The organism is Agrococcus sp. GW821-FHT14H11, from assembly GCF_058803545.1.
Genome location: NZ_JBXAPA010000001.1, coordinates 301221 through 315253, shown reverse-complemented (window position 1 = coordinate 315253; position 14033 = coordinate 301221). Strand labels below are relative to the sequence as shown.

The window sequence follows — 14033 nt, the reverse complement described above, 5'->3', positions numbered from 1 at the left end:
CCGGTCGTGGGGATCGAGCGGGCCGGGCGATCGGCACGTGAGCGCCGCCCACACCGAGGGCGGGAGCGTCCACCGCGACGACCGGGGGCGCGTACGTCGGGCCGGGCACGCGGACCTCGAGCGACTCCGCCGAGCGCGTCGCGGCTTCCCGGAGCGCGCGGCGGCTCGAGTAGATCGGGGGAGACCCCGCGATGACGGTCGTGCGCGCCGCCGCCCGAGCCTCTGCAGCGGTCCTCGCGATGGCGGCAGCCGCGCGCTCCCGCTCACGGGCGGCCCTGCGGGTCTGCGCCTGAGGCGCATCAGGGGTCGAGCGGGATGCTCGGTCAACGTCCAGCGTCACGCGGCAAGCTGTCCTCGGGTCGAGTCGTGGAGCAGGGCTGCGGCATCCGCAGGCCCTGAGCGGAAGGGTTCCGAGCGGAACCGGGGCGCGGGCGTGCGGAGTGCTGTCCTCTGCACCGCTCGCTGACGCACACGCAACCCCGAAGGTAACGGAACGATAACGACAGCGCAAGGGGTCGCAGCGTCGGACGATGGTGCCGCCCGTCGCGTCACGACGGTCGTCGTGGCGTCACGCCTCGGGGTCCCCGTCGCCGCGCAGGTCGCGCTGCCGCAGCTGGGCGAGGTAGGCGTTGTACGCCTCTGTCTCCTGATCGGCGCGGCGCTGCTGGGCTCCTGCTCGCGACCGGTCGCGGCGCTGCCAGCGCGCGAGCGTCACGACCAGCATCGTCACGAGCGGCAGCTCTCCGAACGTCCATGCCAGCACGCCGGCGACGCCCTGATCGTGCACGGGGTCGACGCGCCACTCCGCAGGCGCAGACGTCGCGAAGTGGCGGACGAACGGCGCAGACGAGAACAGCATCACCAGGCCGAACGCGGCATGGACCTGCATCTCGAGGAAGATGTCGAGCAGCCGGCCCGGGTAGGAGGGTCGCCGCGGCAGCGGATCCGAGGACACCAGGGGCACCGTGATCAGGAGCCCCACGAGCAGGAATGCCGCCTCCATCAGGATGTGTCCGGCATCGACCTGCAGCAGCGCATCCGCCGCGCCGCCGACGTACAGCCCGAAGAAGCACAGCAGCATCAAGGGGATGACGAGCGCCGGGTGCAGCGCGAAGCGGGCTGCCCGCGAGCGCAGCCCGGACACGGCGACCCTGAGCACGGCGCGGCCGGCGCCGTCGCGGGGCGTCGCGCGCAGCAGCAGCGTGCCGGGCGAGCCGAGAGCGAGCAGCGGTGCGATCACCATCATGAGCGCGAGCTGCTGGAACATGAGCACCGAGAACAGCAGCTGCCCGTAGGCGTCGATCCGAGTCCCGGTGACCGCAGCGAGCGTGCCGCAGCCCAGCAGAAACCACGCAGTGCGCAGCGGGGGCCAGTGTCGCCGCTGGCGTCGCAGCCGCGTGACGCCCGCTGCGTATGCGATGGCCATGATCGCCGCGAGCACCGGGAGCACCGGGGCACCGGTGGAGCCGGGGAGCAGGAACTGCTCGAGGCTCGGGGGCGGCAACCACGCCGCGTCGGAGCTGCTCACGGCGTGGGGAGGATGACGACCCGGCGCGGCCGGACCTGTCGCGGTCGGCGCTGGGCGCGACGTGCGTGGTTCGCACGGGCCCGCGGCTCTGGCATGGTGCTGCTCCTGGGTCGCGTCGGCCGCCGGTCGGTGTCCGGCTGGGCTGGGCTGGTGCCGCCGACGGACCGATGATAGCCGGTGGGACCGTCGAGCCCGCTCGGTCCGTCGACGCCGACCGGCCTGCGCGTCATGAAGCGTCACTCTGCGATGTATAGTCAGCACATGCTGACCATTGTCGACCGACTCGATGCGATGGGCCGGCTCGGGCGCGCCATGGGCGACCCGACGCGCGCGCGAATCCTCCTCCGACTGATCGAGGGGCCCGGCTACCCGGCCGCGCTGGCACGTGATCTCGGGCTCTCGCGCACCAATGTCTCGAACCACCTGGCGTGCCTGCGAGGCTGCGGCATCGTCGTCTCCGAGACGGAGGGTCGGCAGGTGCGCTACGAGATCGCTGACCCGCACCTGAGCCAGGCGATCGAGGCGATGCTCGCCGTGACGCTGCGGGTCGACGAGGGCGTCCCGTGCCTGGGAGCCGGATGCCCGGTCGAGGGCTGCTGCGGGGCAGCAGCGTGACCGCCGGCACATCCCTGGAGCGCCGCGCGCGCCTCCGCCGACGCGTGCGGTGGATCGTCGGAGTCGCCATCGCGTACAACGTCGTCGAAGCGGCGGTCGCGATCTGGGCGGGATCCGTCGCGTCCTCCGCGGCGCTCATCGGCTTCGGCCTCGATTCCGTGGTCGAGGTCGGCTCGGCGGTGGCCGTGGCGTGGCAGTTCTCACGCAGCGATCCGGAGCGATGGGAAGCCGCGACGGTGAGGATCGTCGCGATCGCGTTCTTCGCCCTCGCTGCCTACGTCTCAGTCGATGCTGTGGCGGCACTGGTCACGCTGGAGGCGGCGGATCCCAGCCCTGTCGGCGTCGCGATCGCCGCGCTCAGCGTCGTCGTCATGCCGGCGCTCGCGATCGCGGAGCTGCGCACCGGCGAGGAGCTCGGTTCGCGGAGCGTGCAGGCGGACGCGAAGCAGCTGCTGATCTGCACCTACTTGTCGGCCGCCGTGCTGCTCGGACTGCTGGCGAGCTGGCTGCTCGGCTGGTGGTGGGCCGATCCCGTCGCCGCGCTGCTGGTCGCCGCACTGGCCGTGCGGGAGGGGCTGGAAGCGTGGGGCGGCGAGCTGTGCTGCGGTCCAGCGGATCGCGGAGGCGAGGGCGAGGACTGCGCGGACGCGTGCGACGGGGCATGCGTCCCGCCCCGTCCGTAGACTGGTGCGATGCGCACCCGTCCAGTCATCGCGGCATCGATCATCGCCGCCGCCGCGGCCATCCTCATCGGGGTGATGCTGCTCGTCGTGCGGCCATGGGAGAGCGGGGCGCCTAGAGACACGAGCGCCGGGCCGGCGTCGCCTGCCGCCTCCGCTGCGGCAACGCCGCCCGTCCTGGATCCGTCGACGCACCTGCTCGACGATGCCGGCGCCGGCGCGCCTGTGGTGGTGGAGTTCCTCGACTTCGAGTGCGAGGCATGCGGTGCCGTCTACCCCACCATGGAAGCGCTCCGCGAGGAGTACGGCGGCGAGGCGACCTTCGGGGTCCGGTACTTCCCGCTGCCGGGGCACTTCAACTCGCGGAACGCGGCGATCGCGGTGGAGGCCGCCGCGCAGCAGGGCGAGTTCGAGGCGATGTACCAGCGCATGTTCGAGACCCAGCCCGAATGGGGTGAGGCCCGCGAGTCCGAGGCCGCCCGATTCCGCGGGTACGCCGAGCAGCTGGGGCTGGACATGGCTGCGTACGACGAGGCGGTCGCGGACCCCGCGACGGAGGCTCGCGTCGAGCAGGACTTCCAGGCCGGGATCGCGCTCGGCGTCGACCGCACGCCGACGATCTTCGTCGACGGGGAGCGACTCGAGCTGACCCAGGCGAGCGACATCGAGACGGCCATCCAGGCGGCGATCCGCGACTAGGGCGAGGTGAGCGTGCGCGCGGCCATGGCGGGTGCCGGCACGCTTCGACTCGGTCGGGTGGCGCCGGATGCACCGCGCGCTGAGCGTGCATGCCGGGGCCGATTAGGCTCGATGATCGTGACCTCCGACGCATCCGCCTCCGCCCCCGCCGCGCTGACCGTCCGCCGCGCGCGCACGGGCGACGTGCGCGCGATGCGCGACCTCATCGAGCCCTACGTGCGCCGGCGCATCCTGCTCGGCAAGGAGCTCGTCACCCTCTACGAGGCCGTCCAGGAGTTCGTGGTCGCCGAGCGCGACGGGCAGATCGTCGGATGCGGTGCCCTGCACGTGCTGTGGGAGGACCTGGGGGAGGTGCGCACGATCGCCGTCGCCGAGGGCGCCCTCGGCAAGGGCGTCGGGCACGCGATGCTCGTCGACCTCGAGCAGCGGGCGCGCGACCTCGGGCTCTCGCGGCTCTTCTGCCTCACCTTCGAGACCGAGTTCTTCGGCCGCCACGGCTACGAGGAGGTGGCGGAGCAGGTCGTGAGCCAGGACGTCTTCGCCGAGCTGCTGCGCTCCCTCGACGGCGGCGTCGCCGAGTTCCTCGACCTCGCGCACGTCAAGCCCAACACGCTCGGCAACACGCGCATGCTCAAGCGGCTCTGAGCCGCCGCTCGCCTACGCTGGATCGGTGAGCAAGGCATCCACCGCGAAGCGACGCGCCGCCGTCCGCCGCCGACGGACGCTGCTCGGCCTGCTCGCCCTCATCGCCGTCGCCGCGCTCGTGCTGCTCGTGTGGCGGCCGTGGGAGGCGGGGAGCGACGCGCCGCCGCCCGCACCCTCCGGCACCGCGGCGCCCAGCCCGCAGCCGAGCGCGACGCCGACGCCGACGCAGCCGTTCACCCCGGTCGGCGGCACACCCGAGACCGGCGAGCCCACCGAGCCGTGCGCGGCGGAGCAGGTGCGGCTGACGCCGGCGACCGATCGCTCCTCCTACGCGGCGGGCGAGCGGGTGCAGCTGTCGTTCACCATCGAGAACACGGGCGAGGCCGCGTGCTCGCTCAACGCGGGCACCGCCGTGCAGGAGTACGAGATCCGCACGGGCGACCAGGTCGTCTACCGCTGGTCGGACTGCGCGGCCGACGTGCAGGACAACGTCGTGCAGCTCGAGCCGGGCGCCCCGCAGTCGACGGTGCCCGTCGAGTGGGATCGCACGGCATCCTCGGTCGACTCGTGCACCGCCGAGCACCCCCAGGTCGCCGCAGGCGGCGCCGCGTACAGCCTGAGCGTGCGCGTCGGCGAGTACGCCTCGACGGCCGCGACGCAGTTCATCCTCGAGTAGCCGCCGCGCCGCTGGGGCGCGCTATCGTCTCGCCAGGGAGCCGCGGAGCGGCCGGATCGGAGGACGCGGTGGCACAGGCGCAGCAGGCCGAGCTCGAGGTCGACGTCGTCATCGTGGGCGCCGGGCCCGCGGGGCTCTCCGCCGCGACCGCGCTCGTGGCCGCGGGCCGCTCGGTCGCGGTGCTCGAGGCGCGCGACCGCGTCGGCGGGCGCACCTGGACCGACGTCGTCGACGGCGCGATGCTCGAGATCGGCGGCCAGTGGGTCTCGCCGCACCAGACGGTGCTGCTCGAGACCATCGAGGCGCTCGGCCTCGAGACCTTCCCCCGCCACCGCGACGGCGAGTCGGTGTACGTCGACGGCGGCCGCGCCGTGCGCTTCACCGGCGACTTCCCGATCGCGCCGGAGACCGCGACCGAGGTCGACCGCCTGGTCGCCGTCATCGAGGCGCTCGTCGCCGAGGTCGACCCCGAGGCGCCGTGGGCGCACCCGCGGGCCCGCGAGCTCGACACCGTCTCGTTCGAGGCGTGGCTCGCCGGCCAGACCGACGACACCGCGGCCGCGCACCTCGTCGCGCTCTTCATCGGGCCCGCGATGCTGACGAAGCCGTCGCACGCCTTCTCCACCCTGCAGGCGCTGCTCATGGCCGCGAGCGCCGACGGCTTCGCCAACCTGCTCGACGAGGACGAGATCCTCGACCGCCGCGTCGTCGGCGGGATGCAGCGGGTGAGCGAGCGCATGGCCGAGGAGCTCGGCGAGGCCGTGCGCCTCGGCGCCCCGGTGCGCCGGATCGAGCGCGGCGACGACGCGGTGACGGTCGTCGCCGACGGCGTCGTGGCACGCGGGCGACGTGTGATCGTGGCCGTGCCGCCCAACCTCATCACCCGCATCGACGTGCAGCCGCCGCTCCCGCGCCGGCAGCACCAGCTGCACCAGCACCTCTCGCTCGGCATCGTCATCAAGGTGCACGCCGTCTACGACCGGCCCTTCTGGCGCGACGCGGGGCTCTCGGGCACCGGCTTCGGCCCGCACGAGCTCGTGCACGAGCTCTACGACAACACCAACCACGAGGATGCGCGGGGCACGCTCGTCGGGTTCGTGTCCGACGAGCACGCCGACGAGGCGTTCCGCTGGAGCGACGAGGAGCGGCGTGAGCGCGTCCTGGCCTCCATCGCGCGCTACCTCGGGCCCGAGGCGCTGCAGCCCGCCGTCTACTACGAGAGCGACTGGGGCAGCGAGGAGTGGACTCGCGGGGCCTACGCCGCGAGCTACGACCTCGGCGGTCTGCACCGCTACGGCGCCGACCAGCGCCAGCCGGTGGGGCCCATCCACTGGGCGTGCAGCGACTACGCCGGTCGCGGCTACCAGCACGTCGACGGCGCGATCCGCTCGGGCCGGCAGGCCGCCGCCGACGTGCTCGAGCGGCTGCAGCCGTAGCGGCGCAGCGGTCGTCGCTCAGCCCCGCGGCACCGCCGCGAGCGCGGGGGCCGGCGCGGGGTCGGCGCGGCCGACGCGCATCGCATCGGCCACGGCCGCGCGCACGAGCCCGACCGAGTCGTCGACGACGCGGGAGTAGCCCAGGCGCCGCGCCTCGGCGGCGCGGCGCTGCACCGCCGACGCGGCGCGGATCTCGCCCGCGAGCGAGATCTCGCCGATCGCCGCGAGCTGCCGGGGGAGCGCCACGTTGCGGTGGGCGCTCGCGATCGCGAGCGCGATCGCGAGGTCTGCACCGGGCTCGGTGATGCGGATGCCGCCGACCGTCGAGACGTAGACGTCGAAGCCGCCGAGGTGGAGGCCCGCGTGCCGGTCGAGCACCGCGAGCACCATGGCGACGCGCGAGGCGTCGACGCCGTTCACGACGCGGCGCGGCTGCGGCGTCGAGGCCTGCACGACGAGCGCCTGCACCTCGACCGGGATCGCGCGCCGGCCCTCGAGCGCCACCGTCACGCACGTGCCGGCGAGCGGCGTCGCGGAGCGGGAGAGGAAGAGGCCGGAGGGGTCGGGCACCTCGAGGATGCCGTCGCCGGTCATCTCGAAGCAGCCCACCTCGTCGGTGGGGCCGAAGCGGTTCTTCGAGGTGCGCACGAAGCGCAGCGCCGTCTGCCGGTCGCCGTCGAAGTGCGCGACCACGTCGACGAGGTGCTCGAGCAGCCGCGGCCCGGCCACGGAGCCGTCCTTGGTGACGTGCCCGACCAGCAGCAGCGGGACATCCGCCGCCTTCGCCGCCCGCGTGAGCGCGGCGGCGACGTCGCGCACCTGGCTCGGGCCGCCCGCGAGGCCCTCGTTGTCGGCGCTCGCGACCGTCTGCACCGAGTCGACGATCACGAGCTCGGGAGCGGTCGCCTGGATCTGGCCGAGGATCGTGGCGAGGTCGGTCTCGGCGGCGAGGTAGAGCTCGGGCTCGAGCGCGCCGGTGCGCTCGGCGCGCAGGCGCACCTGCGCGAGCGACTCCTCGCCCGAGACGTAGAGCACGCGCCGGCCCGCGGCGGCCGCCGTCGCGGCGACCGCGAGCAGCAGGGTCGACTTGCCGACGCCCGGCTCGCCCGAGCAGAGCACGACCGCGCCGGGCACGATGCCGCCGCCCAGCACGCGGTCGAACTCGCCGATCCCGGTCGGCCAGCGCGGCGCATCGCCCGCCTGCAGCTCGGTGATCGGGCGTGCGGCGCGCGACGCGGGCACGGCCGCGGGCGCGATGCGCGTGACGGTCGCGCCGACCTCCTCGACGGTGCCCCACTGCTGGCACTCGCCGCAGCGGCCGACCCATTTGAGGCTCGTCCATCCGCACTCGGCGCAGCGGTATCCGGGTGCTCTGGCCATGCGTGCGAGGCTATCGGGAGCCGCCCACGCGGGTCGCGAGCCAGCCGCCGCAAAAGTTTGCGGACAACGTTACCAAAAGCGGAGCATTCCTGAGGCTTCCGCCGCTACGGTGACGCCATGCTGACCATCGGCTCCGTCGTGATCCGATGCGCCGACGTCGATCGTCAGCTGCGCTTCTGGACGGAGGCGCTGGACTACGAGCCGAGGCTGCCGATGGATGACGACTTCGCACTCCTGAGGCCCCGGTCGGGCCCGGGGCCGAACGTCTCGCTCGACGCGGCGCCCTCCGAGCGCGCCCTGCCCCCGCGCATCCACCTCGACCTCTACGCCGACGATCAGGCCGCCGAGGTCGCGCGGCTCGAGCGCCTCGGGGCGCAGCGCGTGCACTGGCCGAAGCGGCCCGCCGACGCCGACTACGTGATCATGCAGGATCCCGAGGGCAATCGCTTCTGCGTCATCGACACCCGGCAGGGGGCGGCGGCATGACCGCGAACGTGCGCGACGCGAGCATCGACGACGCCGCCGGCATCGCGAAGGTGCGGGTGCAGACGTGGCGCGCCGCCTATCGCGGCCTCGTGCCGCAGAGCGTGCTCGACAGCATGGACGTGCAGCGCGAGGCGGAGCGGCGCGTCGAGCAGTGGGAGGAGCACCACGCGGATGCGCGCCGGCACGAGCTCGTCGCGGTGGCCGACGGCGAGGTGGTCGGCTGGGCGATGTGCGGCCCCGCCTACGACCGGGTCGAGGGCGTCACCGGCGAGCTCTACGCGATCTACGCGATGCAGGACCGCTGGTCGCGCGGCGTCGGGCACGCGCTGCTCGCCGAGTCGGAGCGCAGGCTCGCCGCCGACGGCCACGAGCGCGCCTACCTGTGGGTGCTCGCCGGCAACGAGCGCGCCGCGACGTTCTACGAGCAGCACGGCTGGCACGAGGACGGCGGCGAGAAGGTGGAGCAGGGGATGCACGAGCGCCGCCGGGTGCGCACGCTCGGCGTCAGGTTGGGGTCTGCGCCGGGCGTCGTGTAAGGTCTCCCCTTGGTGACGTGTCCGAGCGGCCGAAGGTGCGACTCTCGAAAAGTCGTGTGGAGCAACCCTCCACCGTGGGTTCAAATCCCACCGTCACCGCACTCGAGAAGCCCCGCCTCCCCGTGAGGCGGGGCTTCGTCGTGCCCGGCAGGATCGCCCGTCGACGCGAGGGCGGGCCGGACGTACGATGCGGACGACGGCGAGGCGTCGCCCGGCGGTGCCGGCTCCGGCGCCGCCGAGGAGCGAGGGCATCGTGGCGGAGCAGCGGCGGGGCGTGCAGGTGGTCGAGAAGACCGGCCCGTGGGGGTTCTTCTTCCTGCTCGCGTACATCGGCGCGGCGATCTACTTCGTCGGGCAGTCGGGCGGCGGCTTCTGGGCCGTGATCCTGGGCCTGCTGCAGGCGATGGTGTGGCCGGTCTACCTGATCTTCCACGCGCTGGAGGCGGTCGGGGCCTGAGGCGTCAGCGCCGCCCGCCGGGCCCTGGGCGGCCCGACCTGCCGTGCCCGCCGCGTCGGCGGGGGCGGCCCGGCGTCGGGGTGGGCCTGGGCTTCGACGGGCGCGGCTTGGCGCCGGTCGCCGCGTTGCCCGGCTCCACGCTGTGCCTGCCGCCGTCGCGCTCGGCGCCGCGCGACGAGCCGGCGCGGCGGCCGCGCGCGATGCCGATGAGCTCCTGGTGCAGCGGCGAGTCGTTCGCGCGCAGCCAGGCGAGCGCGACGGTCGTCGGCGGCGCGTCGGTCACGACCCGGTGCCGGGTGTCGGGGCCGCCGAGGGCGCGCGCGACCGACATCGGCACGATCGCGAGCCCGGCGCCCGACGCGACGACCTCGAGCTGCTGCGCGGCGGTCATGCCCTCGTCGGCGAGCAGCGGCTCGCCCTCGAGGTCGGCGAGCGTCACCGTCTCGAACGCGACGATCGGGTGCCCCTTCGCCGAGACCACCACCGGCAGCTCGTCGTAGAGCGGCACCGCGTGCAGGTCGTCGCCCGCGAGCGGCAGCCGCGCGAGCACGGCGTCGACGCGCCCCTCCCGCAGCGCCGCCGGCGCATCCGCCTCTGCGAGCTCGACGAGCTCGATCGGCACGTCCGGCACGCGCTCGGCCCACACCCGCATCCACTTGGCGGGCGTGACGCCCGGGACGCCGCCGAGCCTGAACCGCTGCATGGGTCCAGTCTGCCGTGCGCTCGATCGGCCTGACCGCGCGCACGCCGCCGCATGCGCCGCGAGCCTTCGCTCGGGCCGATCGAGCGCGAGTCCGCTAGACGCGGCCGAGGAAGGCCACGACGTCGGCGAGCTCCTCGGCGACGATCGTGTGCGCCCGGTGGTAGGTGCGGCGCTCGACGGCGAAGTGCGCGTCGAGCCACGGCGTCGAGCGCTCGATCTTGTCGCGGTGGATGACGTCGTCGAGGTCGCCGATCGTCGTCAGCAGCGGGATGCGCGGCTCGCGCGCCGCGAGCACCGCGTCGCCCGGCAGCTCGCCCGCGTGCACGAACGACGCGAGGTGCGCGATCGACGAGAAGCGCTCGGGCGCGAGCCTCGCGAGCTGCACCGCCATCGCGCCGCCCTGCGAGAAGCCCAGGAGGTGCACGCGGTCGTGCTGCCGCTCGAGCCCGTCGAGCCAGCCGAGCACGGAGGCGGCGGAGCGGTCGATGAGCTCGTGGTCGTCGCTGTCGACGGGCGAGAACTCGAACCACGCGAAGCCGCCCCCGTAGGGCAGCGGGGCCCGGAGCGACGCGATCGTCAGCTCGGCCGGCAGGTGCGGCGCGAGGCCGAACAGGTCGCCCTCGTGGGAGCCGATGCCGTGCATCACGACCAGCAGCTCATCACCGGTGCCCTCTCGCCAGCGCACCGCCTCGGCGTCGATCTCGTGCATGCGAGCCCCTCTCGTCACGAGGCGCAGGACGGCCCTGCGGCCTCACCGACACCGTAGCCTCGAAGCATGGAGCAGGGCACGTGACGAGCACCTCGGCGACCACCCGGGTGCTGCCGGGCATGGGGGGCCGAGGCGCCCGGGGCGGCCCTCGTCGCCCGGCGCGCCGCGGGCGCATCGGGCGCGTCGTCTCGCTCGACGCCGCGCGCGGACTGCTCGTGCTCGCGACCGTCGCGTGGCTCGCGGCGCCCAGCCGCCCGTTCCCCGCCTCCGAGCCGTGGGGTGCGGTCGGCCTCGACGCGATCGCGCTGCCCGCCTTCGCGCTCATCGCCGGCTGCGCGCACGCGCTCGCGCAGCACCGCGGCTGGACGAGCGCCGGCCGCGCGACCCGGCGCACGCTCATCCTGCTGCTCCTCGGCCTCGTCGTCGCCGCGGGCGCCGCGCTCATCCGGGGCGCCGCGACCGGCATCCCGCTCGACCCCGAGGGCGGCTCCCTCGGCGGCCTCGAGCGGATCGCCGTGGCCGGCCCGCTCGTGCAGCTCGCGGTCGCGCTCGCGGCGCTCGGGCTGCTCGGCACCCTCGCGCGCAGCTGGGCGGGCTGGGCATGGGCGACCGTGATCAGCACCGCCGTCGGCGCCGGCGCGCTGTGGCTCACGACCGGCCTCTGCGGTGAGCTGAGCGACCGGTGCAGCCCCGCGACGCTCCTCGTCGGCGGGATCGCGGATGCCGCCGGCACGACCGCCGATCCGCTCGTCGTGCAGGCGGTGACGACGGTCGTCGCCGGCCTCGGCCTCGCGGTGCCCGCTGCCGCCGGCGCCGCGCTCGCGCACGCGCTGCTGCGCGCCCGCAGCGTCCCCGGCCACCAGCGCGGCCGGGTCGTCGGCTACGGCCTGCTCGCCGCGACCCTCTTCGGGGTGCTCGGCATCCTCGCCTACTTCACGCCGACCGTGTGGGGGCAGCAGCCGCTCGAGCCGGCGACGGCGCTCTGGACGCCGCCCCTCACCCTCGCGGTCGCGAGCCTCGCCTCCGTGCTCGCGTGCGCGATGCATCCGACCGTCGACACCGACCTGCGCGGCGGCACGTCGGCGCTCGGCGCCTTCGCCGAGCCGTTCGCGGCGGTCGGGCGCATCAGCATGCTCGCCGTCGCCACGACCTTCGCGGCGCGCACGCTGCTGAGCGCGCTGCCCGACCCCGACCCGGTCCGCTGGTTCGCCGCGCTCGGCGACATCCCCTCGGTCGTCCTCGCGCTCGTCGTCGCCGCCGCCTGGCTCGGGCTCGCGCTCTGGGCCGACCGCTCCGGCCGCCGCCTGCGGCCCTGACCGCGGCGCATCCGCCCTCCGGCAGGCACAATGGGGCCATGGCTGTGCGCACCCCCGACCCCAATCCCGGCTGGCTGAGCGACGAGGAGCTGCAGCAGGCCCGGGAGCGCCTGCCGATCCTCTACGTCGAGGCCATCCCGGTGCGCCTCGACGGCATGGGCCAGGTGACCGAGGTCGGGCTGCTGCTGCGCATGAACGAGCAGAGCGAGATGACGCGCACGGTCGTCTCCGGCCGCGTCATGCGCGGCGAGCGCGTGCGCGACGCCCTCTACCGCCACCTCGAGAAGGACCTCGGCCCGATGGCCTTCCCGCAGCTGCCGGCGAGCCCGGTGCCGTTCCACATCGCCGAGTACTTCCCGCTCGTCGGCGACGGGCTCTTCTCCGACGACCGCCAGCACGCCGTGTCGCTCTGCTACATCGTGCCCGTGAGCGGCACGTGCGACCCACGGCAGGACGCGCTCGAGCTCACGTGGCTCAGCCCCGAGGCCGCGGCGTCCGAGCTCATCGCGAGCGAGATGGAGGGCGGCCGCGGCTCGCTCGTGCGCGCGGCGCTCGCCCACTGCGGCGCGCTGCGCTGACGCGGCGACGACGGATGCGTCCAGTCGCGATCCGTAGGCTTGCAGGATGAGCGCTGACTACCAGGTGACCCTCGAGTGGGGCGCCGCCGGCGTGCGCGCGGCGTCCGCCGACGTGATCGTCATCGCCGACGCCGACCGCGGCGAGGAGACGCGCGAGCTGCTCGCGCTCGCCCCGCGCACGTCGCTCGTGCTCGACGCGACGCTCGCCAACGCATCCGACATCGCCCGCGCCGCGCTCGACGAGCAGGTGCGCCTCGGCGACCGCGCCTCGATCGCGATCGTGGCGGCGGGGGAGCGGTGGGCCGACGGCAGCCTGCGGCCGAACGCCGCCGACCTGCTCGTCGCCGGCCGCGTCGTCGACGCGCTCGCCGAGCTCGGCATCGACTTCCACAGCCCCGCGTGCGCCGCGGCCTGCGCCGCGGCGGTCGCGCTGCGCGGCGCCACCAACACCCTCGTCGCCGCCGACGCGGCGGCCCACCAGAAGGCAGGAGCACGATGAGCTGGCAGGCAGACCCCGCACGCTACGACCGCATGCAGTACCGACGCGCCGGCAGCTCCGGCCTCAAGCTGCCGCTGCTGACGCTCGGCATGTGGCACAACTTCGGCGACGACGTGCCGCTCGAGCGGCAGCGCGAGCTGCTGACGACCGCGTTCGACCGCGGCATCACCCACTTCGACCTCGCCAACAACTACGGCCCGCCCTTCGGCGCCTCGGAGCTCAACTTCGGCCGGGTCATGGCGAGCGACCTCGCGGCGCACCGCGACGAGATCCTCGTCACGACGAAGGCCGGCTGGGACATGTGGCCGGGCCCGTACGGCATCGGCGGCAGCCGCAAGTACCTCATCTCGAGCCTCGACCAGTCGCTCGCGCGCATGGGCCTCGACTACGTCGACATCTTCTACCACCACCGGCCCGACCCCGAGACGCCGCTCGAGGAGACGATGGCGGCGCTCGACCACATCGTGCGCACCGGTCGTGCCCTGTACGTCGGCGTCTCGAGCTACAGCGCCGACGAGACCCGCCGCGCGCACGAGATCCTCGCGTCGCTCGGCACGCCGCTGACGATCCACCAGCCGTCGTACTCGATGCTCAACCGCTGGATCGAGCGCGACGGCCTCCTCGACGCGGCCGGCGAGCTCGGCATCGGCGTGATCGGCTTCACCGCGCTCGCGCAGGGGCTGCTGACCGGCAAGTACCTCGACGGGGTGCCCGCCGACTCGCGCGCCGGCCGCGGCGCGGCCCGCAAGCCGCTCGACACCGACGTCTCGCCCGAGGCGATCGAGCGCATCCGCGGCCTCGGGCGCATCGCCGAGCAGCGCGGGCAGACGCTCGCGCAGCTGGCGCTGTCGTGGGCGCTGCGCGACGAGCGCGTCACGTCGCTCACCATCGGCGCCTCGCGCGTCGAGCAGCTCGAGCAGAACCTGGGCGCGCTCGACAGCCTCTCGTTCGGCGACGACGAGCTCGCGGCGATCGACGAGCTCGCGCGCGACGAGCCGGGCGTCGACCTGTGGGCGGAGGCGCGCGACTCGCGCGGCTGATCCTCGCCGGCGCGCGGCGCCCGAGATCGACGGGTGCCGCGCGTGGGCGG

17 protein-coding genes and 1 tRNA gene are annotated in these 14033 nt (G+C 74.4%); 14 read left to right on the top strand and 4 right to left on the bottom strand.

What is annotated here, in order from left to right; all coding sequences use genetic code 11:
• Window positions 1-568: 568 nt before the first annotated feature.
• Entirely contained in the window at window positions 569-1528 is a 960-nt protein-coding gene (locus tag AC1RNL_RS01580) for a cytochrome c oxidase assembly protein (RefSeq protein ID WP_400531688.1), read from the bottom strand.
• Between the two features lie 261 nt (window positions 1529-1789).
• Between AC1RNL_RS01580 and cmtR the strand changes: the two genes are divergently transcribed.
• The 6 genes from cmtR (at window position 1790) to AC1RNL_RS01550 (ending at window position 6279) form a co-directional block, all read left to right on the top strand.
• Window positions 1790-2143, top strand: coding sequence for a Cd(II)/Pb(II)-sensing metalloregulatory transcriptional regulator CmtR (gene cmtR / locus AC1RNL_RS01575; protein WP_400531796.1), 354 nt, complete (start codon window positions 1790-1792; stop codon window positions 2141-2143).
• A complete protein-coding gene (locus AC1RNL_RS01570; protein WP_400531690.1) occupies window positions 2107-2826 on the top strand; it encodes a cation efflux transmembrane domain-containing protein in 720 nt (239 codons plus the stop codon). Before cmtR ends, AC1RNL_RS01570 begins: the two co-directional genes overlap by 37 nt.
• Window positions 2827-2835: 9 nt before the next feature.
• Window positions 2836-3522: a DsbA family protein gene (locus AC1RNL_RS01565; RefSeq protein ID WP_128188758.1), complete on the top strand. Its 687-nt coding sequence runs from the start codon at window positions 2836-2838 to the stop codon at window positions 3520-3522.
• 111 nt (window positions 3523-3633) lie between these two features.
• On the top strand, window positions 3634-4167 hold the full coding sequence (locus AC1RNL_RS01560; RefSeq protein WP_128188757.1) for an amino-acid N-acetyltransferase: 534 nt from the start codon (window positions 3634-3636) through the stop codon (window positions 4165-4167).
• A gap of 25 nt (window positions 4168-4192) precedes the next feature.
• Window positions 4193-4843: a hypothetical protein gene (locus AC1RNL_RS01555; protein WP_492934225.1), complete on the top strand. Its 651-nt coding sequence runs from the start codon at window positions 4193-4195 to the stop codon at window positions 4841-4843.
• A gap of 68 nt (window positions 4844-4911) precedes the next feature.
• Window positions 4912-6279 carry a flavin monoamine oxidase family protein gene (locus AC1RNL_RS01550; protein WP_400531694.1) on the top strand — a complete coding sequence of 456 codons (1368 nt, stop codon included), beginning with the start codon at window positions 4912-4914 and terminating at the stop codon, window positions 6277-6279.
• A gap of 18 nt (window positions 6280-6297) precedes the next feature.
• On the opposite strand, the gene radA is transcribed toward AC1RNL_RS01550, so the two are convergent.
• Complete coding sequence (radA, locus tag AC1RNL_RS01545) at window positions 6298-7659, bottom strand: DNA repair protein RadA (protein ID WP_128188754.1); 1362 nt, start codon at window positions 7657-7659, stop codon at window positions 6298-6300.
• 117 nt (window positions 7660-7776) lie between these two features.
• On the opposite strand from radA, the gene AC1RNL_RS01540 reads away from it, so the two are divergent.
• From AC1RNL_RS01540 to AC1RNL_RS01525, 4 genes are all read left to right on the top strand, one after another.
• Window positions 7777-8145 (top strand): VOC family protein, encoded by a 369-nt coding sequence (locus tag AC1RNL_RS01540; protein ID WP_128188753.1) that lies wholly within the window; start codon window positions 7777-7779, stop codon window positions 8143-8145.
• Window positions 8142-8681, top strand: a complete 540-nt coding sequence (locus tag AC1RNL_RS01535; protein ID WP_492934224.1) for a GNAT family N-acetyltransferase — start codon at window positions 8142-8144, stop codon at window positions 8679-8681. Before AC1RNL_RS01540 ends, AC1RNL_RS01535 begins: the two co-directional genes overlap by 4 nt.
• 11 nt (window positions 8682-8692) lie before the next feature.
• Window positions 8693-8780, top strand: a tRNA-Ser gene (locus AC1RNL_RS01530).
• Window positions 8781-8934: 154 nt separating this feature from the next.
• Window positions 8935-9138: a hypothetical protein gene (locus tag AC1RNL_RS01525; protein ID WP_225792696.1), complete on the top strand. Its 204-nt coding sequence runs from the start codon at window positions 8935-8937 to the stop codon at window positions 9136-9138.
• Between the two features lie 4 nt (window positions 9139-9142).
• Here the strand turns inward: AC1RNL_RS01525 and AC1RNL_RS01520 are convergent, their stop codons facing one another.
• Together AC1RNL_RS01520 and AC1RNL_RS01515 are read right to left on the bottom strand one after the other, a co-directional pair.
• Window positions 9143-9841: a LysR family substrate-binding domain-containing protein gene (locus AC1RNL_RS01520; protein ID WP_492934223.1), complete on the bottom strand. Its 699-nt coding sequence runs from the start codon at window positions 9839-9841 to the stop codon at window positions 9143-9145.
• 94 nt (window positions 9842-9935) lie between these two features.
• Window positions 9936-10550, bottom strand: a complete 615-nt coding sequence (locus AC1RNL_RS01515) for an alpha/beta hydrolase (RefSeq protein WP_128188750.1) — start codon at window positions 10548-10550, stop codon at window positions 9936-9938.
• Window positions 10551-10630: 80 nt separating this feature from the next.
• Between AC1RNL_RS01515 and AC1RNL_RS01510 the strand changes: the two genes are divergently transcribed.
• The 4 genes from AC1RNL_RS01510 to mgrA are packed head-to-tail and all read left to right on the top strand — an operon-like array spanning window position 10631 to window position 13983.
• Complete coding sequence (locus AC1RNL_RS01510; RefSeq protein WP_492934222.1) at window positions 10631-11866, top strand: hypothetical protein; 1236 nt, start codon at window positions 10631-10633, stop codon at window positions 11864-11866.
• A 38-nt stretch (window positions 11867-11904) separates the two neighbouring features.
• Complete coding sequence (locus tag AC1RNL_RS01505; protein WP_128188748.1) at window positions 11905-12444, top strand: NUDIX hydrolase family protein; 540 nt, start codon at window positions 11905-11907, stop codon at window positions 12442-12444.
• A 46-nt stretch (window positions 12445-12490) separates the two neighbouring features.
• Entirely contained in the window at window positions 12491-12943 is a 453-nt protein-coding gene (locus tag AC1RNL_RS01500) for a hypothetical protein (RefSeq protein ID WP_146355729.1), read from the top strand.
• Window positions 12940-13983, top strand: a complete 1044-nt coding sequence (gene mgrA, locus AC1RNL_RS01495) for an L-glyceraldehyde 3-phosphate reductase (RefSeq protein WP_128188746.1) — start codon at window positions 12940-12942, stop codon at window positions 13981-13983. The genes AC1RNL_RS01500 and mgrA overlap by 4 nt, the downstream gene beginning before the upstream one ends.
• Window positions 13984-14033 lie beyond the last annotated feature (50 nt).